Origin of the sequence: Achromobacter spanius (genome assembly GCF_002812705.1) — a bacterium.
GTDB classification, from domain to species: Bacteria; Pseudomonadota; Gammaproteobacteria; order Burkholderiales; family Burkholderiaceae_B; genus Achromobacter; species Achromobacter spanius.
In genome coordinates, this window is sequence record NZ_CP025030.1 from 1,087,789 (window position 1) to 1,109,896 (window position 22,108).

The window sequence follows — 22,108 nt, forward strand, 5'->3', positions numbered from 1 at the left end:
GCTCTTTGGTCATAGGTGCGGATTGGGGGTGACGGGCTGCCTCCAGGGAAGTCGCCACGGGACTGATCACGCCGGAGTCGGGCAGGCGTCGAGACGTTCGAGCAGTCGCGCCGCCGCCCGCTCGGACATGACCAGGACCAGCTTCATCGAGGCGCGCGTCGCGCCTACGAACAGGCGGCGAACCTCGTCGTCGCCCAGCATTTCGAAGTCGATCTCCGCCATCACGACTGCCGGCGCGGACTGCCCCTTGAAGCGGTGCACGGTATCCGTCACCAGCGTGCCTTCGGAATACTGCGGCCGGCCTTCACCGTCGTAGGTGCCAAGAAATTTTCTCAGCGCATAGGAACCCAATTGATCGTAGGAAAGGATGCGAGAGCTATCCCTTCCCCGATAACTGAGAAGCGCGATGTCCATCGTGGCGAACCCGGCCAATTCGCACAGGCGCACACCTTCTTTGACTTGGTCGAGCAATTGCGCGCCCGTCTCGTAGGTAAGGAATTCCACGTCGTGGCCCGCAACGGGCGATGCCGGCACGACCGCCACGCCGTCCGGGACCAATGCCTGCAGCAATTGAACGACAGCGCGCGGACTGCGGAAATTCATGTCTGCTCGCAGGCGTATCCAACCCGGCAGTTCCACGGCGGCATGGCGATACAGCTTCTGCATTGGATCTTCGAGCCAGAGAATGCGGGCATCATCTCGGGCATGGCGCAGAATCAGCTCAAACCAATCGGCCTTGATGTCCTGCCCCTCATCGATGATGACCGTGTCGAACATCAGATCCGGCGGGACCGCCAATTCCCGGCAGGCGTTGACCAGTTGCTCGAAGGCCATGGCCGCATTGAAGTCAGGCACCGACCCCGACTGTCTGACCATGCGTACGCACAGCATGTGGAACGTGCACACCACGCCGCCAGCGGGCACGATCGCGGCAATGTGATCTGCCAGGGGCCGGTTGAAGCAAAGATACAGCGGCCTGCGTCCGGCTTCGATTGCCGCGCGGTATTCGGCCAGGGCCAACTGCGTCTTTCCAGAGCCAGCCGTGCCGTTCACGTGCAGTCGAAAGGGCGTCATGTCGATTTGCCGGGCCCAATACGCCAGCCCGCTGGACACGCGGGTGACCAGGGCCTGGGCCTGCCCCACCAAGGCGCTGGCATCCACCTCCAGTTGAATGACGTCGCAGAGAAACCGATGTACCTGCCCGTACAACGGACCCGCGATGCCTGCGGGAAGAATCTGCTGAATCACCGTACACAATGCGTCGCGTCGGCCTGCGTCGACGATACGCTCGGACATCACGCCCACCGTTTGCGGCGTCTTGCACAAATAGTCGGGGCAATAGAGCAGATGCTCAATCTCGATATAAGCACCATTCAAGACCCGTGCCAGCTTGCCTCGCAGGCTGTTCACCGTGCGGCCCATCTGCGCGGGTACCGATTTCAGTTTGCCGCCGCCATAGTTCTTGGCCAGCCCATCAGGCGTCTCTTCCAATGGCCCGCATTTCTGCTCGATGAGCATCATGTGTCCGGCCTGGTTGACGATGACGAAATCGACTTCGCCGTGGATGGCGTGGGATCGTTCGATATTGGTCCAATGCACGGCGTGATACACCGTATATTCATCCGGCAACCCCTGCGCCAACAATTCCAGCGTCTCGAATTCCCGACGCATCGCGCCAATGGCATCCATGGTCTGCCAACCATCCGGCACGATACGCGCCATGTTGCGAAGCTCCTTTGCAGGCGAAATTGGCGGGCGGTGTCCGGGAAAAGTACAGGGGCGTCCGCCTGAAGAACACAACCACCTCATTGCAGAGGGGTCTGTCCAGCCAAAATCAACATTTGGATTTAATTGTACGTATTTAAATACATATACGTCAGCATACCCTATCCAGCATTTCTTTTTTTATTGCGATCTGATTGCCGCTTTAACGGATAGTGGGCCACGGCCCTGGGCCCGAGTCGAGAAACGTGGCGAAATCCATGCGCTTTATCCTGGGCTAAGAAGGCGTTTCAGCCAGCTCGCAATCAACGCTGGCGTCGAAGGCGCAATGCATTGCAGTTGCCTTGATTGGCATTTTGGACAGTGGGCGGCAATGTCCCTCCCAACGACAAGCGCGTCACTGACGGGCGAAAATGTCTGTGTCCAATTGCATTCGGTGCAGATCTGGGTGAATGGCCGGGGACGGACAGGCATGCTGCGATTCCAGGAAAAATAGGGAGAAATACTCAGGAAAATGCGAGCTTGCACCTGGCTCAATCATGTCGCGCGCATGCGTCTTCTGCCGCATCTCGCCTGACCGCGTCAATATATCTGCCCAGAATTGCCGTGCCTAATACACCCGTCACGAAAACGATAGCGAATGCAGCCAAGTGTTCGAGGGGTGTGGCGTTGTTGTTGATCATGTGAATCCAGGATAGGCAAAATCGGCAGCCCGATGACTGCCGCACCGCAACCAGAATAAGAGGCGATCGGGACATTACGTGTCTCGATCACCCACTCGCTCACGCACGCGCTGAATAAAGCGCCGCAAGCGTTTCCGCTTCGTTGGCCATTTCCTCGCGTAGCCTTGCCGGCCCCAGGACCTCGACATTCGGGCCAAACGCTCTCAGCCACCAACGCAGGCGTTTGCTGAGCAAGACCGTGCCCCTGACCCGCAGTTCCGATCCGACATACTCCGCCACTTGATCATCGGATAAGGGCGATTCGATCAGGTGATTGCCAGCGCCGCTGAGAAACCGCAGTTCCAGCTTGATGGCGCCCTCCACCATGAAATCGAACTGCCTCTGATGTTTCACATACTCGGCCAGGCTGAATTCCCGGGGATAGGCGAATATCTCTGGCAGCATGGTTGCGCTGACCACCCTGTCAAGCCGGTACATGGCGGGCTTGGGATAGCCGACCATGGCTGCGACAAGATAAATCACCCCGCCCACCTCGACCAATCCCAGCGGGTCGATAATCTTCGCCGTTTCCTGGTCCCCTTTGGAGCGAACGCGATAAACCACTTCGAGTTTCTGCTCAAAAAATAAAGCACGGGAAACGGTAGAAAAGGTATTTGAGTCTATGGCCGGATGCTGCAAGGCAAAGGCCCCGCTTTCTACTTCGACCTTATCCACCCATTTTCGATAGCGACGTTCGCTGTCGCTCTGCGAAACGCCCAGGCGTTTCTCCGCAGTGTCGAACAAGGAAGACAGCGACTCGGAAACCAGCGACGGAATCTGGCGGGATGAAAAGCGCTTCAAAGTCTGCAGCGCCAGCGCTTGTTCATGCGTCATCAAGCCGGCCGACCTGGCGGCCACACCTCCAGCGCCGGCCCGCCTGCGCCAGACCAGCGCCGTGCCACGCTTTTCGGACTCCACCAACTGTTGGTCGAGCAACTTCTGCAATGTGCGCAGAACAGTCTTGACGACGGGAGGCTCGGGATATGACCGGCACAACTCCCGGTGTATTTCCGGCGTACTCATGAAGTGCCCGCCTTGCTCGGCGTCCTTCAAGACGTGAAATATATTGGCGACCAGTGGGGGCATGCAGCAACTCACTCACTTCGACATGAAGTTGCTACGATAGCAAACTGGGATTTACCAGGCATGTCAGGGCCCACACATGCCGGTCCGGGAAGTCCCGATGCAGAAGTCGCGGTGAAAATAATCGGCCAGATTTAATCGAGCGCGGGCCAGGGAAAACCCAGCAAGGCATCCACGCGCATCGCACCGTCCAGCGTCATGGGCGCGGCGACCAAAGGTTGCAATTCGTGCAGACCCGCTTCGATTATCGTGCGCTGCACCTCATGCTCGGGAACGCCGGCAACGGCGAGCGCTGCAGGTTGCATCAACAGCGCGGTCAGCGCCTCGCGCAGGACCTCGGAAAAGCCGGCGGCGGTTTCCTCAAAACCCAGAACAGCAAGTAGATTGGCATCGGCGAACTTGCGCGCCGCGCGCCACGCAGGCACTGCCTTGTAGCCCTCCGCACGGGTCCATTCCAGAGCCGCCAACGCCCGCACTGACGTTTGCACGGCGCATGCCCACGGTTTGTCCGCCGCCATGACCCAGACACCCTTGCGAACAGCGGGCAACTGGCTGACCCGGCCACGGCACAACGCCAATGCCGCCACGCCCTGCTCACGGGCCTGACGCATGGCCTCGATCGGGCCAAAGGCATTCCAGGCGGCGCGCCCTTTTCCCGTCAATGCGGCGAAGTCCACGAGATGCAGCGACAGCGCGCCGCGCGGCGCGTCCGTATCCGCGTGCCAATCAAAGGCCGGCACTTCCTCCGCAAGCTGCCGCACAAGCAAGGCGACATCCTCCGCAGACATCCCCCAGCCGTGCAGGGCGACCACGGGGCGATTGAATACGGTATGAGTTCCACGGGTTGCTATCGAATCCGACACTGTGTCTCCACTTGAGTTGGGAGTACGCAGTTTGGATCGCGGTCAGGACATTAGCTGTCCCGAAGGCCGCATTGGTGGTATTTACTTGCGAGGTCGCTTGAGTCGCGCGGGATAATGCGGAGAAATAGACTGCCAGTATCTGCTGCAGCACTAGGTCCCCAATGGGTTGGAAGTTCGCGTCCTCGAGTGGCTGCATCCGTCCAGCAGCCGTCGTAGCTGTGCCGGCAAAAACGGGATTGCACTGATGGCTGGATGCTTAGCCGAGCAGACGAAAAAAAAGGCCGCTTTAGCGGCCTTCTTGCTGCCTGAAGTGCGTCGATTGAGGGCAGCCCGGTCAGAATCAAAGGACAAAGCCAACCGTTATCAGTGCGGCCGACTTCATTCCTTGTTTTCACACCCAAGACAGCACCCCTGTCCCTCACTCCACCGTCACGCTCTTCGCCAGATTGCGCGGCTTGTCCACGTCCGTACCCCGCGCGCATGCCGTGTGATACGACAGCAGTTGCAGCGGGATCGTGTGCAGGATCGGCGACAGCTTGCCGTAGTTTTCCGGCATGCGGATCACGTGCATGCCTTCGGCGCTTTGGATCTTGCTGTCGGCATCGGCGAACACATAAAGCTCGCCGCCGCGCGCGCGCACTTCCTGCATGTTGGACTTCAGCTTTTCCAGCAGCTCGTCCTTGGGCGCGATGGTCACGACGGGCATGTGTTCCGTCACCAGCGCCAGCGGGCCGTGCTTGAGTTCGCCGGCCGGGTAGGCTTCGGCGTGGATGTAGCTGATTTCCTTCAGCTTCAGCGCACCTTCCAGCGCGATCGGGTAGTGCATGCCACGGCCCAGGAACAAGGCGTTTTCCTTGGACGCAAAGCGATCGGCCCAAGCCATGATCTGCGGCTCCAGCGCCAGCACCGAACCAATGGCCACGGGCAGGTGGCGCAGCGCCTTCAGGTGTTCGGCTTCCTGCTCGTCGCTGAGGTGGCCACGCACTTGCGCCAGCGCCAGCGTCAGCAGGAACAGCGCGGTCAACTGCGTGGTGAAGGCCTTGGTGGAGGCCACGCCGATTTCAACGCCGGCGCGCGTGATGTACGACAGCTTGCACTCGCGCACCATGGCGCTGGTGGACACGTTGCAGATGGTCAGCGTCTTGTCCATGCCCAGCGAACGCGCGTGCTTCAGCGCGGCCAGCGTGTCGGCGGTTTCGCCGGACTGCGAGATCGTGACGACGAGCGAACGCGGATTCGGCACGCTGTCACGGTAGCGGTATTCGCTGGCGATTTCGACGGCCACCGGAATCTTCGCAATCGATTCAATCCAGTACTTGGCGGTCAGGCCGGCGTAGTAGCTCGTGCCGCACGCCAGGATCAACAGCGAATCGATGTCCTTGAAGATCTTGTAGGCCTCGTCGCCGAACAGCTCGGGCGAAATCGATTCGATATCTTGCAGCGTGTCGCCAACGGCGCGCGGCTGCTCGAAGATTTCCTTTTGCATGTAGTGGCGATACGGGCCGAGTTCGGCGGCGCCGGTGTGCACGTGCACGGTGTGCACTTCGCGGTCCACGTTCTTGCCGTTGGCGTCCACGATCCACACGCGCGAGAGCTGCAGGTCGACGACGTCGCCGTCTTCCAGGTAGATGATCTGGTCGGTCGTGCCGGCCAGCGCCAGCGCGTCGGACGCCAGGAAGTTCTCGTTCTGGCCCACGCCCACCACCAGCGGCGAACCTTGGCGCGCGCCCACCACGCGATGCGGCTCATCGCGGCAGAACACGGCAATGGCGTATGCGCCGTGCAGGCGACGCACGGCGTTCTGGACCGCTTCGAACAGGTCGCCCGCGTACAGGTGGTTCACCAGGTGCGCGATGACTTCGGTGTCGGTCTGGCTTTCAAAGACGTAACCCACGGCCTGCAGCTCAGCGCGCAGTTCGTCGTGGTTTTCGATGATGCCGTTGTGCACCAGCGCGATGCGCGGCTCTTCGTTGCCCAGATGCGAAAAGTGCGGGTGGGCGTTGTGCGTGGCGGGCACGCCGTGGGTGGCCCAACGGGTGTGGGCGATACCCGTGAAACCCTGGACCTTGTCCTGTGCCACCTGATCAGCCAGCTCGGCCACGCGCTGCGTGCTGCGCGTACGGCGCAGATGGCCGTCGGCATACACGGCGACGCCGCAAGAGTCGTAGCCGCGATATTCCAGCCGCTTCAGACCTTCAACCAGGATAGGGGTGATGTCGCGCTGGGCGACGGCGCCAACAATGCCGCACATAGGAAGACTCCGCTTAAGTTCGTGTACCGACGCATTGTGCTCGAGGCAGTAAGAAATATGATTTCTTAATGATGATGAATTTGAAAGTTAATTCACTTACAGATTTGTGATTAAATAATCTTTCTTCAATTCGGCATTTTTGAATTAATCATGCACAACACGCCAATTTCCGCGCCCGAACTGGACGATTTGGATCTGCGCATCCTCGAGCAGCTACAGGCGGACAACTCGCTGACCAACCAGGATCTGGCGGCGCGGGTGCATGCGTCGCCCCCCACCTGCCTGCGCCGCGTTCGGCGCCTGGTGGACGAAGGGGTCATCGACAGGCAGGTCGCGATACTTGCCGCCGAAAAACTCGGCAGCACATTGACGGCGATCGTGGAGATCACGCTGGACGTGCAGGCGGCCGAAAGCCTGGATGCGTTCGAACAAAGCATGCTGACCGAACCGGCGGTGCTGCAGTGCTACCGCGTGTCGCCAGGACCGGATTTCGTGGTGATCGCCCAGGTAAAAGACATGCCCGCCTACCACGCCCTGGTACACCGCGCATTCACCGCACTAGCCAACGTGCGCAACGTGCGCACATTCTTTTCGGTGCACCGCGCCAAGTTCGAAACCAGGATTGATGTGCGGCGGTGAATCGAGAATGGCACAAAGAGTGCCTGGCCGGTGGATAATACGAAACGACTCGGCGACAGGCGCCAGAACGCCTCGCACAGGAGCATTCCGTGTATACGCATTCCACCAAGTACCTTGAGATGATCGCGACTCACCTCAACGCCCCATACGGGCGCGTGGTGGACCCCCGCGACGTTGCTGCCGCATTGCGCGACGGCGATCTCTCCTCGGCCTCGGGCGACGAACTTGTACAAGAGCTCCTGGCCAGCATGTTCATCGAACTCGAACCCGAATTTATTGGCAGGGCCAGCTTTGAAGCTGGCGTCCGGCTAGAAGAGGCGCACGCACTTTATCAACAGGCTCGCGACCAATTCGGATTGCCCCGGGTAGAACAATGGGAGCAGGCGCTCGAGGGGGTCCTGTGACCAAGACCACGCTTGCCGATATCCAAAAGCATCGCGAGGCTGGTCCGTGGAGAACACTTGAAGCGCGTGCGCAAAGGCTTGTTGACGACGCGCGCCATCATGGCGGCGAATCGTTTAAGCCCGTATTGGGCGGCGGCACACGCCTGATGCTGGCGCTAGACCATCGAATCAGCGACGACGTCGATCTATTCGTTGATTCGCCTGCCTGGCTTCCCTACATTTCGCCACGCCTGAACGATATGTTTGAAAGCGAGCTTGCCGGATACAACGAAGACAACGCGCACGTGAAATTGCGTTTTGCCGAAGGCGAAATCGACTTTGTCGTTGCCGCCCCCCTGCTTCCCGCCTCGACAAACACGTGGAACCCGCCTGCCGACGAAACGAGCTTTCCGATGGAGTCTCCCGCGGAAGTCCTGGCCAAGAAACTATTCTTCCGTGGATGGGCGCTTACCGCACGCGACTTATTCGATTGGGTGATCCTTCAAACAGAAGGGCCGGCGGACGCCATCCCTGAAAAGGCGCTGGCGGCGTTGCTAAACGCCAAGCTGGAAGGGATAGATACCGCGCTGTCGCACATGGCGCAGCGGCAGTCGCAGCGTCTGGCTTGGGAGCGGATTCGAACGCACCATTTGCCGGATTTTGACTGGGCTACGCAATGGGCCAAGGCACGCTTGACGCAATGGTCTCGGTTTGAACACCCAACCGGACCATCTCCGTCGGCTTGACCCACAGGCACTGAAACCCCCTGCGCCTACCGCCTAAACCCGCCCCAGCAACCGCTCGAACTGCGCCAGATAACGATTCCCCATCTTCTGTACGTCGTGCTCGCTCTTCACGTATTCGTACGCACGTTCCGTGACGTCTTTGCGGAATGCCGCGTCGTCCAGGCAGCGGGCCATGCCGGCTGCCATGGCTTGATGGTCGCCCACGGCCACCAGCACGCCGCGGCCATCAGCCAGGCTTTCCTTCAGGCCGCCCGCGTCGGTGGAGACCACCGGCACATGCTGCAAGAAAGCGTCCAGCACGCTGCTGCCTAGCGCTTCTTCTTCTGAACTCATGACGAACACGTCGAGGATGCTGTAGAAGTCTTCGACGCCTTTGCGAAAGCCCGCGAAGCGGTAGACGTCTTCGATACCCAGGCGGCGCGCTTCGTCCTTGGCCTGCTGCTCGCGGTCGCCGCCGGCGCCGAAGTGCAGGAAGATGAAATCGCGCCGTGTCTTGGCCAGTTCGCCCACGGCGCGCACCAGGGTCACGGGGTCTTTGTCGCGGATCAGCGCGGCGGACGTGGCCATGACCTTCTTGCCGGCCAGGTCGAATTCCTGCACCAGCTTGGCGACGTTGTCGGCGTTGATGGTGTGGGGTTCAACCGCGCTGCGGATGATGACGGGTTCAATGCCCAGGCGGCGCGGTTCGCCCGCCGCCATCTCGCTGATGGCCACGAACAGGTTGGCGTGACGCCACTTGAAACCGGTCTTCCATTCGTCGCCAGGTTTCACCACGAACGAGGTGCGGCGCGAGAACACCACGGGGCGACGATGCAGCCATTTGGTCAGCACGGCCCAGGTGATGGTGTTGGCCGTTTGCGCGTGGATGATGTCATAGCGGCCCGCGCCCGCCAGAAAAGCCAGTTGCCCCGGCACGTTGCGGCAGGTGTGAGCAACAAACCCTTCCTGGCGCGCGCGCTCGGCCAGCGGCGCGCCTTCCCGGCACATCACTTCGACGTCATGGCCCGCCTTGCGGAAGGCGCGCATGCAATACAGCGTCTGCCGTTCGCCGCCGCGCCAGCCTTTCTCGAAGTTCAGTTGCAAGATCTTCATGCGCGTCCGATGCCGGAATACTCGAAGCCCAGGGCGCGCACGTCAGCCGGCGTGTACAGGTTGCGGCCATCGATGATGACGGGGGCTTTCAGCAGGGCTTTGACACGGTCGAAGTCGGGCGCGCGGAAGACTTTCCATTCGGTGGCGATCAACAGCGCATCAGCGCCGTCCAGCGCGTCGTACATGTCGGTGGCGAAGCTGATGCCGGGCTGGCCGACCAGCACGCGCGCCGCTTCATGCATGGCCACGGGGTCGTAGGCGCGCACGTCGGCGCCACGGCGCGTCAGTTCGGCAATGACCGTCAGGCTGGGGGCTTCGCGCATGTCGTCGGTGTTCGGCTTGAACGACAGGCCCCACAGCGCAATCTTGCGACCGCGCAGGTCGTTGCCATAGCGCGCGACCAGCTTCTCGGACAGGCGGAATTTCTGTGCGTGGTTGGCGGCCTCGGCCGCTTCGATGACGCGCATGGGCAGGGAATTTTCAGCGGCGGTGTTCACCAGCGCCTGCACGTCCTTGGGGAAGCACGAGCCGCCATAGCCTGCGCCGGGGTACAGGAAGTGGTAGCCGATGCGCGGGTCGGCGCCAATGCCGCGACGCACCTGTTCGATGTCGGCGCCCAGCGCTTCGGCCAGGTTCGCCATTTCGTTCATGAACGAGATGCGCGTGGCCAGCATGGCGTTGGCGGCGTACTTGGTCAGCTCGGCCGAGCGCACGTCCATCACCATCAGGCGGTCGTGGGTGCGCTGGAACGGTTCGTAGATACGGCGCATCACGCCGACGGTGTAGTCGTCGTCGGCACCCACGACGACACGGTCGGGACTCATGAAGTCATTGATGGCCGCGCCTTCCTTCAGGAATTCGGGGTTGGACGCCACGCTGAACGGGATGTCCACGCCACGCGCGGCCAGTTCCTTCTGCACCACGGCGCGCACCTTGTCGGCGGTGCCGACCGGCACGGTGGACTTGTCCACGATCAGTTTGCGGGACGTCATGTGGCGCGCGATGTTCTGCGCGGCGGCCAGCACGTACTTCAGGTCGGCCGATCCATCTTCGCCAGGCGGCGTGCCCACGGCAATGAATTGCACGTCGCCAAAGGCCACGCTTTGGGCCACGTCGTCCGTGAAATGCAGGCGGCCCGCCTGCACGTTGCGGCGGACCAGGTCTTCCAGGCCGGGCTCATAGATCGGGATGCCGCCTTGGCGCAACAGGGCGATTTTTGCGGCGTCCACGTCCAGACACATGACGTCGTTGCCCATGTCGGCCAGACACGCTCCCGACACCAACCCCACGTAACCGGTACCCACGACCGTGATTTTCATGCCTGCACGCCTTCAAAATAGGGAATCTTGCGCGCCTGGCAAGAGGAACCAGACGCCGGCCGCCATTATAGAAGCGGCCGGGACCCAGGGGCGCGGCGGCCTCTAGGTGCGTAGTTTGTTGAATCGAACCGTGTTCACCACCACCGCCAACGCGGCGCATATCGTGCCCAGCACCAGCGCCAGGCCCGGGCCGTGCGCCAGGCTGATGCTGAACGCGATGGCCACCAGCGCGGTGCCGAAGCTTTGCCCGAACACGCGGGTGGTGGCCTGCAAGCCGCCCGCCGCCCCGCTGCGCGCGCGGGGCGCGGCCGACAGCATGGCGCGGTTGTTAGGCGTCTGGAAGAAGCCAAAGCCCACGCCCGCCACGAACATGCCGGCCACGATGGGCCAGTTCGACACCGAGGCCGGCAACAGGGTCAGCCACAGCATGCCGGCCACCATGGTCGCCGCCCCCACGCCGCTCAAGGTGGCGGCGGAATAGCGGTCGGACAGGCGGCCCGCCAGCGGGGCGATGATGGCCGTGCCCACGGGCCAGGCGCCCATCAGCAAGCCCACTTCCAGGTACGGCCGACCCAGCACCTGCTGGAAGTAGAACGGCAAGGACACATACGACGCCATCTGCGCGGCGAACGTGCAGGCGGATGCGCCCACGGCGAACGCCAGCGGACGGATGCGCAGCAGATCCACCGGCACCAAGGGCGCCGGTTGCTTGCTGGCGCGGCGCACCAGCACCCAGCCCGCCACCGATGCAATGGCCACCAGGCCGATGCCGCGCAGCAGGTCCTGGCCCATCATGTCGACACCGGAAATGAACACGCCCAGCGTCGCCATGCACAGCACCACGCTGACCCAGTCCAGCTTCACATCGTTGCGCGGCACTTCGGGCAGATGGCGCAGGCCGAACATGGCCAGCACGCAGATAGGCAGGTTGACGGCAAAGATCCAGGGCCACGGCGCCACCGACAGGATGGCGGAGCCGATGGTGGGCCCCAGCACCGACATCACGGCCACCGTGGTGGCGTTGATGCTGATGCCCCGGCCCAGCATGTGCAGGGGATAGATATTGCGCACCAGCCCGCCGAACATGCACATCAGCGTGGCGGCGCCCACGCCCTGGAAAACGCGCGCGGCGGTCAGTTGCCACAAGGTGCCGGCCAGCGCACAGCCCAGCGACGCCAGCGTGAACAGGATCAGGCCAAAGGTGAACATGCGGCGAAAGCCGATGCGCTCGGCCAGCGCCGACAAGGGCAGCAGCGTCATCACCACCGCCAGGTTGTAGGCGTTGACGATCCACACCGCCTGGGCCGGCGAGGCGTTGAGGTCCACGGAAATCGTGGGCAGCGCCACGTTGGCGATAGTGGTGTCCAGCACCGACAGGCTGATGCCTGTCATGACCGTGGCAGCCGCCCAGTAACGGCGCGGCGCGGGCAGGCCGTCAGGTAAGGCGTTCTTGGCGGATTCGCTCTCCGCCATCACGACTTCTTCGCGGGACGCTGCCAACCCTCAACGGTGATCTGCTTGGCGCGCGACACCGTCAGCTTGTCGGCCGGCGCATCGCGGGTCAGGGTGGTGCCCGCGCCCAGGGTTGCGCCCCGGCCCACGCGCACCGGCGCCACCAACTGCGTGTCCGACCCGATGAAGGCGTCGTCTTCGATGACGGTGCGGTGCTTGTTCACGCCGTCGTAATTGCAGGTGATGGTGCCCGCGCCCACGTTCACGCGCTGGCCAATGTCGGCATCGCCAATGTAGGCCAGGTGATTGGCCTTGCTGTCGGCGCCCAGCACGCTCTTCTTGATTTCAACGAAGTTGCCGACGTGGCTGCGGTCTCCCAATTCAGCGCCGGGGCGCAGGCGGGCATACGGACCCACGCGCGCATCCTGGCCCACTTCTGCTTGCTGCAAATGGCTGTATGCCTCGATCTGCGTACCCGCGCCCACGGTCACGTCGCGCAGCACGCAGTGCGGGCCTACGCGCACGCCGTCGGCCAGCGTGACCTTGCCTTCGAACACGCAGCCCACGTCAATGAATACGTCGCGCCCGCAAGTCAGCGTGCCGCGCACATCAAAGCGGGCGGGGTCGGCCAGCGTTACGCCGGCTTCCAACTGGCGTCGGGCCTGCTCGCCCTGCCAGCGGCGTTCCAGTTCGGCTTGCTGCACGCGGCTGTTCACGCCCAGCGTTTCCCAGCCGGCGCCGGGTTGCGCCGCGCCCACGGGCACCTTGTCGACCACGGCCAGGCCGACCACGTCGGTCAGGTAGTACTCGCCTTGCGCGTTCTTGTTGTCGATACGGGTCAGCCAGTCTTTCAGCTTGGCCGTCGGGGCGGTCAGGATGCCGGTGTTCACTTCCTTGATGGCGTGTTCGGCTTCCGACGCATCTTTGTGTTCGACGATCCGGCACACATTGCCCTTGTCATCGCGCACGATGCGGCCATAGCCGGTGGAATCGTCCAGCACTTCGGTCAACACGGCGGCGCCCGTGGCGCGCGCATCCAGCAGGCGTTGCAGGGTATCAGGCTGCACCAGCGGCACGTCGCCGTACAGCACCAGCGTGACATCGTCCTTGCCATCGCCTTCCAGCAGCAGCGGCACGGCCTGCTGCACCGCGTGGCCCGTGCCCTGTTGCGGCTGCTGCAACACGAAGTGCAGATCCGGCTGGCCTTCAAAAGCCTCTTTGACGCGGTCCGCGCCGTGGCCCACCACAACGATGATGCGCGCGGGCTTCAACTGGCGCGCGCTGTCCAGCACATGGGCCAGCATGGGTTTGCCGGCCAGCGTGTGCAAGACTTTGGGAAGGTTGGACTGCATGCGTTTGCCCAGTCCGGCGGCGAGGATCACTACATTAAGCATAAGTTCTGATAGGTTTAGAGACGGCGCAAACGGCCTTGCGGCCGATGCGGGTCGATTGAAAGGAGTTCAGGGCTTGCCGTCGGCAGGCCCGTTATTTTTAGATGCCCGGGGCGCGGACTTGGCTGCCGTCTTGCGCGCCGCGGGTTTGCGGGTGGCGGGCTTGGAAGCCTTGGCCTCGGTCTTGGCGGCCGGCTTGGAATCCTTGGGTTTGGGCGTGGCGGACTCGCCCGGCTCGGCGGGGTTGGTCGGCATGGACGCGGCGGTGGCGGCTGCAATCTGGTTGAACTGCTGCTGCAGCAAGTCCCACCACGCCTTGGAGGCCGACTGCGCGGCAGCGCCCATTTGCTCGGTCATGCCAGGCCCTGCCGAGTCGGCGGCCGACGCTTTGCCGGCATCCGATTCCGACAACGTGCCGGCGGAAGGTTCCTGCGGCTTGGCGTCGCGGGCGCTTTCCGATGATGCCGGTTTGGCGGCGGACTTCGGCGCGGGCTTCAAGCCCAGCACCACTTCAAGCGGCGAGGCCGCACCGCTGTCGCGCACGGCGTTCATGTCCATGCTGGCGGCGCTGTCCACAAAGGCACGCAAGGTGCTGATGGTGGAACGCTGCACTTCCATGCCCTGGATGGTGGACGACAGCATGGACAGATTCATGCGCAGCCAGTTTTCCACCGAACGCAGTTCGGCGATACGGCGGTCCAGGTCTTCAAGATTCATGGGCGGCGCCATCGGCAGGCTGCTGGCCAGGCCACCCGGGCCGGTCAGGCCGGCCCAGGCCTGGCGCATCATCTCCATGCTGGCCAGCAAGGGGTTGCCCGACAGATCGGAATTCTGTCCCATGCCGGGAAGGACAAACGGGTTCGTGAATTGGTCGCTCATGCCAGGTCTCCCCATGGACTGATCGCCACCGGCCTTGGCTTAGCCCGGCAGCAGCTGGTTGTTTTCCACGCGCACGTGATCGCCCGAGGCAAAGGCGAACGGCTGCGCGCTGCGGAACTGGCGCGCACTGCCGTCGTTCATGCGAACCGTCAGCTCATAGTGCGTCACCGTTTGTTGCTGTCTGATATTACGCTCAACTTCACGGCCTGCCAAAGCGCCGCCCACCGCGCCCAGCACGGTCAGCGCCGTCTTGCCGCTGCCTCCGCCAAATTGATTACCCACTACGCCGCCGACCACGCCGCCGCCGATGGTGCCAACCAAATGGTCGCTGTTGTCCTTCACCGGAACCTGCACCTGGCGGATGGTTTCCACCACCCCGCAGCTTTGGCATGCCTGCTTGGCCGGCGCGGGCGCCGCCGCGCGGGGCGCCGAGGCCGATGCCGGACGGGCCTGCTGGGTCTGCGGTGCGGCCTGCTGCGCCTGTTGTGCCTGTTGCGCTTGTTGCGGGACAGGCTGTGACCCTGGGGCGGGTGCCAGATTGGCGCCTTCGGGGCCCGCTTCAACCACGGGCGTATCGGCGTGCGGATTGGCCGACGGCGAAGGCAGCCAGCCCATCACCGCCGCCACGCCCACCGCGCACATGACAATGACCGCGATGGCCGCGGCCGCGACCAGGGGGTGCAAGCCGCTGCGCGAGTTCTGGATTCGGGTGGATGTATTCATAACGATGCTCCATCGTAACTAACCGGCATCGGTATAGCACCCGCGCGCGGTTTCGGCATGTTGCGATGGTGACGCTTCTTTGCAGGGGTTTCAGGCGCGGGGCGCGTCGGTGGACAGCCATGCCCATTCGTGGACAATAGCGCATGGATTCCATTTCCCTGCCCCAGCTCGAACAGGCAATCAACTACTGGCGCAACGTCTCGCCGTCGGTTGGCGACGAGTCGCGCCTGTGCCCTGAAGCCGCGGCGCTGGCAACGCCCTACGCCCTGATGATCATCACGCACCGGCACGACATCGCGGTGGCCGAGTTAAATGAAAAAGCCCAGGCGGCGTTGGCCGGCTGGGCTGCGGCGGGCACGCAGGCCCGCTGATCCTTCTTAAGCACTAAGCCGCTAGTCTTTCAGCAGCGCCTTGATGTCGTGCGTAAGCGCGTCCACGCCCAGCGTGTTGTTGGCCAGCACGCGCGATTCGCCCTTGCCATCCAGCAGGTAGAACGCGGCGGTGTGGTCCATGGTGTAGTTGCCGTCCTTGGTGGGCGCCTTGGCGTAATACGCCTTGAATGACGCGGCGGCCTTCTTGATCTGGTCGGGCGTGCCGGTCAGGCCCAGAAAACGCGGATCGAACGCGGTCACATACTGCTTCAACACTTCTTGCGTATCGCGCTCGGGGTCCACCGTGATCAGCAGCACCTGCACGCGGTCGGCGTCCGGGCCCAGCTTCTTCATGACTTCGGTCAGTTCAGCCAGGGACGTGGGGCACACATCCGGGCATTGCGTGAAACCAAAGAACACCACGACAACCTTGCCGGCAAAGTCCGACAACTGGCGGGACTTGCCGTTGGTGTCGGTCAGCTCCATGCCACGCCCCAACTGGGTGCCGCTGATGTCGCTGCCCTTGAATGTGGGCGCGCTTTCGCCGCAAGCGGCAAGGGTGGCGGTAAGGACAGTGACGGCGGCGGCGGCGGCAAGGCGCAGGCCCAGCCGGCGGCTGGCGGAAAACACGGACATCAAACAACCTCCAGGGGTCAGCGCAGCAGGGCGACCCAGTGGTCCACCAGCAGGGCGCCGAACAGCAACGCCAGGTAGAGAATGGAAAAGCGGAACATGCTGCGCGCCAGTTCGTCGCTATAGGCACGGTACAGGCGCCAGGCATAGGACACGAACATGCCGCCCAGCACCAATGCCGACAACAGATACAGCGCGCCGCTCATGCGGATGGCGTAGGGCAACAGCGTCGTGGCCACCAGCGCCACGCTATAGAGCAGGATGTGCAGGCGCGTGAACTGGTTGCCGTGTGTGACCGGCAGCATGGGCAGGCCGGCCTTGGCGTAGTCATGGTTGCGGTACAGCGCCAGCGCCCAGAAGTGCGGCGGGGTCCAGATGAAGATGATCAGCACCAGCACCCAGGCCTCGGCGGGCACGGAATCCGCCACGGCGGCCCAGCCCAGCGCGGGCGGCATCGCGCCCGACAAGCCGCCGATCACGATGTTCTGCGGCGTGCGCGGCTTGAGGATGACGGTATAGATAACGGCGTAGCCCACAAACGTGGCGAAGGTCAGCCACATGGTCAGCGGGTTCACCAGCGTGTACAGCACGAACATGCCCGCGCCGCCCAACAGGCCCGACAGGCTCAGCACCTGGAAGGCGGAAATGGTGCCTCGGGCGGTGGCGCGCCGCGCCGTGCGCAGCATGCGCGCATCCACTTCCTGTTCGATCAGGCAGTTGATGGCGAAGGCGGCCGCGGCAAGCAGCCAGATGCCGATGGTGCCAAACAGCACGCGGCGCATATCGGGTACACCCGGAACGGCGAGAAACATGCCGATGACCGCGCAAAACACCGCCAACTGCGTGACGCGCGGCTTGGTGAGTACGAAGTATTGGCGGAGCAATCCGGAGGGAGGAGCGGCAAGACTGGTCATAGTGGACCCTATTTTAAACGCGCACCGAATTGGGGCCACAGCCCCCGGTCGGCGCGCTTCCCGCCGTGGATAAACGCACCATCAGCACCACGGCGGCCAAGGTCAGGCCGGCGGCGCCCCCATTGTGCAGCACCGCAATCAAGAGCGGCCACTGGAAGAAGATGGTCGTCAGACCGGTGAAAAGTTGCGCGGCCAGCAGGGCCAGCATCAACGTTGCCGGGCCGCGCAAGCCCGGTTCGGCCCGCAGCCGCCAGGCCAAGGTCCCCAGGTACAGGAATACGACAAAGGCAAAATTACGATGTACCCAGTGGATGGCGGTCAGCGCGGGCTGCGAGATCATTTCGCCCGATGGCAGTTCACCCAGGCCACGGATCACCGAATAGCCGCCGTGAAAGTCCATATCAGGCAACCACTGCCCGTGGCACATGGGAAAGTCCATGCAGGCCAGCGCGGCGTAGTTGGTACTGACCCAGCCGCCCAGCGTCACCTGCACCAGCAGCAGGCCAAAGCCCACCGCCACCCAGGGCTTCCAGCGCGCCGCCGCGGCGGCAATCGCCAGGTGCGGACGTTCGCGGGCCGATAGCCACGTCATCAGCGCCAGCACCGACAGTCCGAACACCAGGTGGGCCGTCACCACGGCGGGCATCAGCTTGTGCGTGACGGTCCACGCGCCGAAGGCGCCTTGCACGCACACGGCGACGAGCGTCGTCACGGCCAGCGCGGGCGAGCGGCCCAGTTCGCGGCGATAGCGCCATGCCATGTAGACGATGCCGATGATGAGCATGCCCAGGATGGTGCCGACGTAGCGATGGATCATTTCGATCCAGGCCTTGGACATCGTCACGGGCCCGAACGGCATGGCCTGCGACGCTTGATGGATGTCGCCCTGCGCGCCCAGCGGCGTCACGCTGCCGTAGCAGCCGGGCCAATCCGGGCAACCCAGGCCGGAATCCGTCAGGCGCACGAAGGCGCCGAACATGATCAGGTCCAGCGTCAGGAACCAGGTGAAGAAAACGAGCTTGCGATAACGCGCTTTGATGCGTTCCATATCAACCATAAAAAATGCCCCCACGCCGCACACCCTGCGGGTGCTTGCTGCCCCCCGAGGGGGCTGCTTTTTTCCTTGGGGCGGCCCGGCGGAAAAAAATGCCCCCACGCCGCGCACCCTACGGGTGCTTGCTGCCCCCCGAGGGGGCTGCTTTTTTCCTTGGGGCGGCCCGTCGGAAAAAAATGCCCCCACGCTGCGCACCCTACGGGTGCTTGCTGCCCCCCGAGGGGGCCGCTTTTTTCCTTGGGGCGGCCCGGCGGAAAAAAATGCCCCCACGCTGCGCACCCTGCGGGTGCTTGTCGCGGGCAAAAGTTAACCAATGCGCGAGTTATAGACCAGCTTGCTGATGTCCTTGCGCACCTTCACGCCATCCGCCTGGGCAGGGTACTGCATCATCAGGTTGCCCAGCGGGTCGATCACCCAGATCGGGTCCTGCAAGCCCGGCTGCCCGGCGGCGGAGTCGCGGGCCAGCAGGTAGTGCGCAAGCTGGTCCGGGTTCACCCGCAGCATGACCGTGCCTTGATAGGCCTCCAGCACTTTCTGCGGCACCGGCGCGTCGTCGGTAATGAACCAGACGCGGGCCAGGCGGTCCACGTTCTTGCCCTGGCTGGCGTGCGTGTTGCGCGTAATGTAGAGCTTGCGAGCGCAGCTTTCCGGACATTCCGCGCCATCGGCCGCCACCAGCAACCACTTGCCCTTCAAGCTTTGCAGGTCGAACGGCTTGCCGTCCAAGGTCGTCAGCTTCAGGTCGTTGGCGGCGGGCATGGGCCGCTGCGGCGACACCAGCGTGCCATAGTTGGTGGATTCCGCCGGCCACCATTGCGGGTTCATGTACACCACGAAGGCGGCCACGATGGGCGCCAGCGAACACAGGAACACCAGCACCATGGGCGTCAGCGAGCGCTTGCGTGCGGGTGTGTGGGATGAGATGTCGCGAGCCACGTTATATCCTGGAAGAGTCATTCATTGATGCGCGCTCAGGCCCTGGGGCCTTGTCCCGCGCGCTGGCGCATGCGCTTGATGGCGCCCCCCAGCACCACCAGCCATGCGATGGCGGCAATCAAGCCGAACGCGAACCACTGGACCGCGTAAGACGTATTCTTTTGAAAATCAACGGACGGCTGGGGCCAGTCGCGCACCAGACCGTCGCCGTCGGCCTGGTTATACGGAGAGTTCTGGCTGTGCTGAGCGTTCTGGCTGCTCTGAGCGCTCTGGCTGTTCTGAACGTCGGGGCTATTCTGGCTGTTCTGACCGGTCTCGTTGGTCTGGCCACTCTTGCTGGTGGGGCCGGTCTGGGTCAACACGACGGGCAGCAGGTTCAGCCCCGTCGCGCGAGCATAAGCGTCCAGCGGCAAGTTTTGAACCTGCGGCACCTTGCCGCCCGAGGCAGGCAGCGCGGCTGGCAGGGCCGATTGATCCTGCCCGCCCAGCGACCACAATTCAAACAGGCGCGGCACACGGTCGGCCATCTCGCCGGTAATGGTCTGCGGGCCTTGCGGCGTGGCCGGCAACGCGGGGGCGCCCTGGCCGGGCATGACCCGGGGCAGCCAGCCGCGCAGCACCAGTACGGCCTGACGAGAAGACCCATCCAGCAACAGCGGCGTAGCCAGCCAGTAGCCGGGACGCCCTTCGTGGTTGCGGTTGTCCAGCAGTACACTGAATTGCGGTTGCCACACGCCCGTAGCCTGAGCCACGCGCCAAGGCGTCAAGTCGTCGGAGGACGTTGCGGGTGTCAGCATCACAGGCGCTTGCTTGCGGCCCGCTTCGATCGCGTCCAGAATGGCGCGTCGCTCATCGCTGCGACGCAACTGCCACTGCCCAAGCGACACCAGAATCACCACGGCGATGCCAAGCAGAAGTAGGGCGGTTACCGTGTAGCGTGTTGAATGCGGTCGGGCCATGTATCGTTGCTAACTCTGTTTTGTCCGGAGACCACCATGCGCGTTTTCGTCGTACTGGCCTTCATCGGAATCCTGGCCAGTCTGGCATCCGCCCTGGTCTATCTGATGCGGGACAAAGGGTCCACCAACCGCACCGTCAATGCGCTGACGGTACGCATCGGGCTGTCGGTCGCCCTGTTCCTGTTCGTGCTGTTCGCCCATCACATGGGCTGGATCGAAAGCACGGGTCTACGGTGATGGCCGTGACTGTGGCTGTGGCCATGGTTATGGCTACGGCTTCGGCCGGGGCTATGGCCGCGGCTACGACGCTGGCAACGTAGGATGGGTGAAGCGCGCAAGATTCGCCGCAAGAACCCCGATATCCAACGCGCGTAACCCATCAAGCAACCCCACCCTAATCACCAAGCTTGGCCACACCGCAACCTTCCGTTGGAGGGCTTGCACCACTTCACCGCTGCTTGATGGGTTGCGCGCGATTATCGACAGGGTTCTTGCGCAGGAGTTCCCGCGCTTCACCCATCCTACGATGTCCGGCAGCTCACCCGTAGGATGGGTGAAGCGCGCCGAATTCGCCGCCAATACCCCGGCCCCGAACGCGCGTAACCCATCACACAACATCAGCACCATCACACCACATCGGCGCCAACACCCAAGCTCAGAACCGACACACCCCATCAGAACCAATACACAAACAAATACAGCCCCAGCCACACCACGTCCACAAAGTGCCAATACCAGGCCGCGCCTTCAAATCCAAAGTGATGGTCGGCGGTAAAGTGCCCCCGCATCAGGCGCACCAGGATCACCGTCAACATCGTGGCGCCCAGGATCACGTGGAACCCGTGGAACCCGGTCAGCATGTAGAACAGCGAACCGTACGCGCCCGAATTGAACTTCAGGTTCAGTTCGGTATAGGCGTGGTGGTATTCCGCGGCCTGACAGGCCACGAAGATGAAGCCCAGGATGACCGTGGCGGCCAGCCAGAACATCGTCTTGCCGCGATGATTTTCGCGCAGCGCATGGTGGGCGATGGTCAGCGTGACGCCCGAGGACAGCAGCAGCGCGGTGTTGATCGTGGGCAGCCAGAACGGGCCGACCGTCTGGAATTCCTCGACCACGCCGGCCGGTCCGAAGTTGGGCCACGCGGCCTTGAAATCGGGCCACAGCATCAGGCGGTGATCGATGTCGCCCAGCCATGGCGTGGTGATCGTGCGCGTGTACCAAAGGGCGCCAAAGAACGCCGCGAAGAACATCACTTCCGAGAAGATGAACCAGCTCATGCCCCAACGGTATGACCCGTCGATGCGCTTGCTGTTCAGGCCGGCTTCGGATTCCTGGATGGCGTCGCCGAACCAGTAATACAGCACCACGATCAGGCCGATGAACCCCGCCAGGACAGACCACTTGGCCCAGCCGACCCCGTTGATCCAGGCCGCGGCGCCCAGCCCCATGAACAGCAGCGCCACCGCCGTGCGTACGGGATGACCCGAGTCGGCGGGCACAAAGTAGTACGGTGCCTCTTTACCTTGAACCGAGTGGCTTGCACTCATGGCTTTCTCCCTGGTACAGATTTATAGAATTAAGTGATTCAAGTCAGGCTGGAAACGGCCCAACGCACAATTAAAACCAGCACAGTTACGAAGATTGCCGCCGCCAGCAGCCCCGCCACAATCACGTGCACCGGGTTCAGCTTGGCGATGTCTTCCTGATGGCCCGCGCCCTTGCGCACACCGAAGAACCCCCAAGCCACCGCCTTCATGGTCTGAAGGAAACTCAGCTTGCGCCGGGAGGTCTCGTGCAGATCGTCGCTCATGGTCTGGGCCTAGTTGACCGCGTTGCCGGTCAGCAGGGCTGAACCGCGAAACACGGTCCAGCCAAACACGGCAATGACGAAGGCCACGAGGACCCATCCTGCAATCTTGTTACGGCGGCGCTGCTCGGGTGTCATTGCTGTGCTACCTGAAACGTGGAAGACG

At 63.0% G+C, this 22,108-nt stretch carries 23 protein-coding genes; 5 read left to right on the top strand and 18 right to left on the bottom strand.

What is annotated here, in order from left to right; genetic code table 11:
* Positions 1 to 66: 66 nt before the first annotated feature.
* From CVS48_RS04850 to glmS, 4 genes are all read right to left on the bottom strand, one after another.
* The gene (locus CVS48_RS04850) at positions 67 to 1,722 is read right to left on the bottom strand and encodes an ATP-binding domain-containing protein (RefSeq protein WP_100853485.1); all 1,656 of its coding nucleotides are present in this window, start codon (positions 1,720 to 1,722) and stop codon (positions 67 to 69) included.
* A 782-nt stretch (positions 1,723 to 2,504) separates the two neighbouring features.
* Positions 2,505 to 3,530 carry a helix-turn-helix transcriptional regulator gene (locus tag CVS48_RS04860; protein ID WP_100853487.1) on the bottom strand — a complete coding sequence of 342 codons (1,026 nt, stop codon included), beginning with the start codon at positions 3,528 to 3,530 and terminating at the stop codon, positions 2,505 to 2,507.
* Between the two features lie 131 nt (positions 3,531 to 3,661).
* Positions 3,662 to 4,390: a hypothetical protein gene (locus CVS48_RS04865; RefSeq protein WP_126376237.1), complete on the bottom strand. Its 729-nt coding sequence runs from the start codon at positions 4,388 to 4,390 to the stop codon at positions 3,662 to 3,664.
* Positions 4,391 to 4,808: 418 nt separating this feature from the next.
* Complete coding sequence (gene glmS, locus CVS48_RS04870; protein ID WP_100853489.1) at positions 4,809 to 6,641, bottom strand: glutamine--fructose-6-phosphate transaminase (isomerizing); 1,833 nt, start codon at positions 6,639 to 6,641, stop codon at positions 4,809 to 4,811.
* A gap of 150 nt (positions 6,642 to 6,791) precedes the next feature.
* On the opposite strand from glmS, the gene CVS48_RS04875 reads away from it, so the two are divergent.
* From CVS48_RS04875 to CVS48_RS04885, 3 genes are all read left to right on the top strand, one after another.
* Positions 6,792 to 7,280 carry an Lrp/AsnC family transcriptional regulator gene (locus CVS48_RS04875; protein ID WP_100853490.1) on the top strand — a complete coding sequence of 163 codons (489 nt, stop codon included), beginning with the start codon at positions 6,792 to 6,794 and terminating at the stop codon, positions 7,278 to 7,280.
* An 89-nt stretch (positions 7,281 to 7,369) separates the two neighbouring features.
* Positions 7,370 to 7,684, top strand: a complete 315-nt coding sequence (locus CVS48_RS04880) for a hypothetical protein (protein WP_100853491.1) — start codon at positions 7,370 to 7,372, stop codon at positions 7,682 to 7,684.
* Positions 7,681 to 8,409, top strand: coding sequence for a nucleotidyl transferase AbiEii/AbiGii toxin family protein (locus CVS48_RS04885; protein ID WP_242001364.1), 729 nt, complete (start codon positions 7,681 to 7,683; stop codon positions 8,407 to 8,409). Before CVS48_RS04880 ends, CVS48_RS04885 begins: the two co-directional genes overlap by 4 nt.
* A gap of 33 nt (positions 8,410 to 8,442) precedes the next feature.
* On the opposite strand, the gene CVS48_RS04890 is transcribed toward CVS48_RS04885, so the two are convergent.
* From CVS48_RS04890 to CVS48_RS04915, 6 genes are all read right to left on the bottom strand, one after another.
* Positions 8,443 to 9,501 carry a glycosyltransferase family 4 protein gene (locus tag CVS48_RS04890; RefSeq protein ID WP_100853493.1) on the bottom strand — a complete coding sequence of 353 codons (1,059 nt, stop codon included), beginning with the start codon at positions 9,499 to 9,501 and terminating at the stop codon, positions 8,443 to 8,445.
* Positions 9,498 to 10,820, bottom strand: a complete 1,323-nt coding sequence (locus CVS48_RS04895; RefSeq protein WP_100853494.1) for a UDP-glucose dehydrogenase family protein — start codon at positions 10,818 to 10,820, stop codon at positions 9,498 to 9,500. The genes CVS48_RS04890 and CVS48_RS04895 overlap by 4 nt, the downstream gene beginning before the upstream one ends.
* A 102-nt stretch (positions 10,821 to 10,922) precedes the next feature.
* On the bottom strand, positions 10,923 to 12,293 hold the full coding sequence (locus CVS48_RS04900) for an MFS transporter (protein ID WP_100853495.1): 1,371 nt from the start codon (positions 12,291 to 12,293) through the stop codon (positions 10,923 to 10,925).
* A complete protein-coding gene (glmU, locus tag CVS48_RS04905) occupies positions 12,293 to 13,666 on the bottom strand; it encodes a bifunctional UDP-N-acetylglucosamine diphosphorylase/glucosamine-1-phosphate N-acetyltransferase GlmU (RefSeq protein WP_100853496.1) in 1,374 nt (457 codons plus the stop codon). Before glmU ends, CVS48_RS04900 begins: the two co-directional genes overlap by 1 nt.
* Positions 13,667 to 13,732: 66 nt before the next feature.
* On the bottom strand, positions 13,733 to 14,542 hold the full coding sequence (locus CVS48_RS04910) for a PhaM family polyhydroxyalkanoate granule multifunctional regulatory protein (RefSeq protein ID WP_100853497.1): 810 nt from the start codon (positions 14,540 to 14,542) through the stop codon (positions 13,733 to 13,735).
* A 39-nt stretch (positions 14,543 to 14,581) separates the two neighbouring features.
* Positions 14,582 to 15,265 (bottom strand): glycine zipper 2TM domain-containing protein, encoded by a 684-nt coding sequence (locus CVS48_RS04915; protein ID WP_100853498.1) that lies wholly within the window; start codon positions 15,263 to 15,265, stop codon positions 14,582 to 14,584.
* A 143-nt stretch (positions 15,266 to 15,408) separates the two neighbouring features.
* Between CVS48_RS04915 and CVS48_RS04920 the strand changes: the two genes are divergently transcribed.
* Positions 15,409 to 15,636: a DUF3717 domain-containing protein gene (locus CVS48_RS04920; protein ID WP_100853499.1), complete on the top strand. Its 228-nt coding sequence runs from the start codon at positions 15,409 to 15,411 to the stop codon at positions 15,634 to 15,636.
* Between the two features lie 21 nt (positions 15,637 to 15,657).
* Here the strand turns inward: CVS48_RS04920 and CVS48_RS04925 are convergent, their stop codons facing one another.
* From CVS48_RS04925 to CVS48_RS04945, 5 genes are all read right to left on the bottom strand, one after another.
* Positions 15,658 to 16,272 carry an SCO family protein gene (locus tag CVS48_RS04925; RefSeq protein ID WP_100853500.1) on the bottom strand — a complete coding sequence of 205 codons (615 nt, stop codon included), beginning with the start codon at positions 16,270 to 16,272 and terminating at the stop codon, positions 15,658 to 15,660.
* 17 nt (positions 16,273 to 16,289) lie between these two features.
* Entirely contained in the window at positions 16,290 to 17,183 is an 894-nt protein-coding gene (gene cyoE, locus CVS48_RS04930; protein ID WP_100853501.1) for a heme o synthase, read from the bottom strand.
* A 13-nt stretch (positions 17,184 to 17,196) separates the two neighbouring features.
* Complete coding sequence (locus CVS48_RS04935) at positions 17,197 to 18,231, bottom strand: COX15/CtaA family protein (protein ID WP_100853502.1); 1,035 nt, start codon at positions 18,229 to 18,231, stop codon at positions 17,197 to 17,199.
* A 312-nt stretch (positions 18,232 to 18,543) separates the two neighbouring features.
* Positions 18,544 to 19,119: an SCO family protein gene (locus CVS48_RS04940; protein ID WP_100857515.1), complete on the bottom strand. Its 576-nt coding sequence runs from the start codon at positions 19,117 to 19,119 to the stop codon at positions 18,544 to 18,546.
* 89 nt (positions 19,120 to 19,208) lie between these two features.
* Entirely contained in the window at positions 19,209 to 20,132 is a 924-nt protein-coding gene (locus CVS48_RS04945) for an SURF1 family protein (RefSeq protein WP_100853503.1), read from the bottom strand.
* Between the two features lie 36 nt (positions 20,133 to 20,168).
* Here CVS48_RS04945 and CVS48_RS04950 point away from each other — a divergent pair, with 36 nt between their 5' ends.
* Positions 20,169 to 20,369, top strand: a complete 201-nt coding sequence (locus CVS48_RS04950) for a twin transmembrane helix small protein (protein ID WP_006392373.1) — start codon at positions 20,169 to 20,171, stop codon at positions 20,367 to 20,369.
* 437 nt (positions 20,370 to 20,806) lie between these two features.
* Here CVS48_RS04950 and CVS48_RS04960 read toward each other — a convergent pair whose 3' ends face one another.
* From CVS48_RS04960 to CVS48_RS29570, 3 genes are read right to left on the bottom strand one after another with little or no spacing between them, the layout of a single operon-like run.
* On the bottom strand, positions 20,807 to 21,682 hold the full coding sequence (locus tag CVS48_RS04960) for a cytochrome c oxidase subunit 3 (RefSeq protein WP_100853505.1): 876 nt from the start codon (positions 21,680 to 21,682) through the stop codon (positions 20,807 to 20,809).
* 38 nt (positions 21,683 to 21,720) lie between these two features.
* A complete protein-coding gene (locus tag CVS48_RS04965; RefSeq protein WP_100853506.1) occupies positions 21,721 to 21,945 on the bottom strand; it encodes a DUF2970 domain-containing protein in 225 nt (74 codons plus the stop codon).
* Between the two features lie 9 nt (positions 21,946 to 21,954).
* Positions 21,955 to 22,080: a cytochrome oxidase small assembly protein gene (locus tag CVS48_RS29570; RefSeq protein ID WP_217482134.1), complete on the bottom strand. Its 126-nt coding sequence runs from the start codon at positions 22,078 to 22,080 to the stop codon at positions 21,955 to 21,957.
* Positions 22,081 to 22,108 lie beyond the last annotated feature (28 nt).